The sequence below is a fragment of the Streptomyces sp. MnatMP-M17 genome (assembly GCF_900091995.1).
Classification (GTDB): domain Bacteria; phylum Actinomycetota; class Actinomycetes; order Streptomycetales; family Streptomycetaceae; genus Streptomyces.
The window spans coordinates 1-2,172 of the sequence record NZ_FMDK01001227.1; the positions used below are offsets into that span (position 1 = coordinate 1).

Annotated in this window: 2 protein-coding genes and 2 pseudogenes; 1 reads left to right on the forward strand and 3 read right to left on the reverse strand. The window is 70.0% G+C overall.

Features of this window, described 5'->3' with window-relative positions:
• Both GA0115259_RS38075 and GA0115259_RS38080 read right to left on the reverse strand, forming a co-directional pair.
• A pseudogene (locus GA0115259_RS38075) lies at positions 1–381 on the reverse strand (cytochrome P450); the annotation flags it as partial.
• A 70-nt stretch (positions 382–451) separates the two neighbouring features.
• Positions 452–1,510 carry a cation diffusion facilitator family transporter gene (locus tag GA0115259_RS38080; protein ID WP_093605190.1) on the reverse strand — a complete coding sequence of 353 codons (1,059 nt, stop codon included), beginning with the start codon at positions 1,508–1,510 and terminating at the stop codon, positions 452–454.
• Between the two features lie 134 nt (positions 1,511–1,644).
• On the opposite strand from GA0115259_RS38080, the gene GA0115259_RS38085 reads away from it, so the two are divergent.
• Entirely contained in the window at positions 1,645–2,004 is a 360-nt protein-coding gene (locus GA0115259_RS38085) for an ArsR/SmtB family transcription factor (RefSeq protein WP_093605192.1), read from the forward strand.
• Positions 2,005–2,085: 81 nt separating this feature from the next.
• Here the strand turns inward: GA0115259_RS38085 and GA0115259_RS39490 are convergent.
• Positions 2,086–2,172, reverse strand: a pseudogene (locus GA0115259_RS39490) (chitinase); the annotation flags it as partial.

Sequence of the window (2,172 nt, forward strand, 5' to 3'; positions counted from 1 at the left end):
CTCGACCAGTCCGGCCGCGAGTGCGCGCGCATACGGCTTGAGCCGGTCGACCGTACGCGGTGTGAACGCCTGTGAGACCAGACGCCGGATACGGGTGTGGTCCGGTGGCTCCAGTTCCAGCATCCCGTGGTCGTTCAGCTCGTGGAAGGGCTCATGGCCGGAGGGCGGCGCGGTTCTGCCGAACTCCTCGTGGCTGAACCGGTGCCCGTAGGAACGGCCGAGCCGCCGGTCCCGCAGCAGCGCCGACACATCCGCGTGGTGCGGTACGAGCCACTGGTCGCTCGGCTCGTAGTAGTGCGCCCGGCCACGGGCCCGCAGCTCGGCGTAGACGGGATAGGGATCGGCGAGGAACGCGGGCGAGGCGGGATCGAAGTCGGACATCCCAGGACGGTAACCGGCCCGTGGAGGAGGAACCAGAGGTCCCGTGTCCCGTGGACGAGGAACCAGACGTTCACACGGCTCGTGCCAGGTGGTGGGCCAGCTTCCGGTGCGGATCCTCGGTGCCGGGCGTGGCGGCCGGATCGGTATGGACCAGCGCGGCGGTAAGTCTGTGCACCGAGTGCAGCAGGGCGTGTTCGACCTCGACGGCGACCGCGTGCGCCTGCCAGACGCTCAGCGCGCCGTCGACCACGACGGTGATCTCGGCGCGCAGCCGGTGGCCGATCCAGCGCATCCGCAGATCCGTCACCGCCAGCACGCCGGAGACCTCGCGCGCGGCGGCTTCGCCCGTATCGGTCAGTACGGGGTCCACGGAGTCCATCACGCGCCGGAAGACCTCCCGGCAGGCGTCCTTGAGCACCAGCAGGATGGCGGCGGTGATCAGCAGACCGACCACCGGATCGGCCCAGCGCAGACCGAGGGCCGCGCCGCCCGCGCCCAGCAGGACGGCCAGGGAGGTGAAGCCGTCGGTCCTGGCGTGCAGACCGTCGGCGACCAGCGCGGCGGAGCCGATCCTCTTCCCGGCACGGATGCGGTAGCGGGCCACCCACTCGTTGCCGATGAACCCGACGACCGCCGCGACGGCGACGATGCCGAGATGGGAGATGTCACGCGGATCGAGCAGCCGCGCGACGGCCTGGTACGCCGCGAACGCCGCCGACGCGGCGATGGTGAGCACGATGGCGAGGCCTGCCAGATCCTCGGCCCGGCCGTAGCCGTAGGTGTACCGGCGTGTCGCCGCGCGCCGGCCGAGGACGAACGCCACGCCGAGAGGCAGCGCCGTCAGCGCGTCCGCGAAGTTGTGGACGGTGTCGCCGAGCAGGGCCACGGAGCCGGACATCACGACGACGACGGTCTGGAGGAGCGCGGTGACACCCAGAACGGCCAGGGAGATCCAGAGAGCCCGCATTCCCTCGGCCGAGGACTCCATGGCGGAGTCCACCTTGTCCGACGCCTCATGGGAGTGCGGCTTGACGAGATGCGCCGCCCGATGCTTCAGCCGCGCCGTCCGACCCGAGCCGTGGTCGTGGTCGTGGTCATGGTCATGAGGGTGCGTATGAGGAGCGTTCATATGCGGCTCTCCTGTCGGGAAGATCGCCGGGAGGGACAGTCACCGTGGATGTGCGTCACTACTCATACGTATTTAAGCGCGCACCAATGCACCTGTCGAGTCGGCGGTCTCCGCCGTGGTCCTACGATGGGGAGATGCCAGCGAGCAATCCGCCCCCAGTTGCGCCCGAGTCGCAACGGCACACTCCAGGCGCCCCGCAGTTCGACGCGGCGGCCGGCGTCTTCGCCCTGCTCGCCGACCCCACCCGGCTCCACCTGGTGTGGTCCCTGACCCAGGGCGAGGCCGATGTGAACACGCTCACGGACAGCTGCGGCGCGGCCCGCCCGGCGGTCAGCCAGCATCTGGCGAAGCTGCGGCTCGCGGGACTGGTCCAGGTGCGCAAGGACGGCCGGCGTTCGATATACACACTGCGGGACGGCCATCTGCGGAGGCTGGCGATCGAGGCCCTCAATCACGCCGACCATCTGGTCACGGGAACGCCGCCGCACGACTGACAGTGCGGCAATGCGGCAGTGCAACAGCGCGGTGCGCGGTCCCGGAGGCTCCGGAACCGCGCACCTGGAGACAGCCCGCCGTCAGCAGTAGAGGTTGTTGCCCGGAGCGACGCCCAGGATCTGGGTGAAGCGCTGGTAGTTGTTGATCCGGCTCTGGACCTGCGCCGG